Annotated in this window: 1 pseudogene; it reads left to right on the top strand. The window is 47.7% G+C overall.

Annotated elements, in window-relative coordinates:
- A pseudogene (locus tag ACTQ34_RS18230) lies at positions 1-217 on the top strand (transposase); the annotation flags it as partial.
- Positions 218-325 lie beyond the last annotated feature (108 nt).

The raw sequence follows: 325 nt of genomic DNA, 5'->3' as shown, positions 1-325 counted from the left end.
TATCATCCATCAGCTCCGAAATTCCAGCAAATATGTATCCTACAAGGACTTAAAGGCGCTCATGGCAGACTTGAAGGCAGTCTACGCCGCGGTGGATGAGTCCGCGGCCCTAGACGCTCTGGATACCTTTTCCGAACATTGGGATAAGAAATACCCCAAAATCTCTCAGTCCTGGCGGGATAACTGGCCACATCTCAGCACCTATTTCAAGTACCCTGGAGTGATACAATAAAACCGCACACCCAAGGTGGTATAATGAAGAACAGAAAGGGTGTTGAAGATGGGACAGAAATACAGTGCAGAATACAAGGCAGACGTGCTGAAA

It is taken from the genome of Agathobaculum sp. LCP25S3_E8 (assembly GCF_052117165.1).
Taxonomy (GTDB): Bacteria; Bacillota; Clostridia; order Oscillospirales; family Butyricicoccaceae; genus Agathobaculum.
The sequence above is the reverse complement of the archived record's forward strand: the minus strand, read 5'-3'. Positions and strand labels throughout refer to the sequence as shown.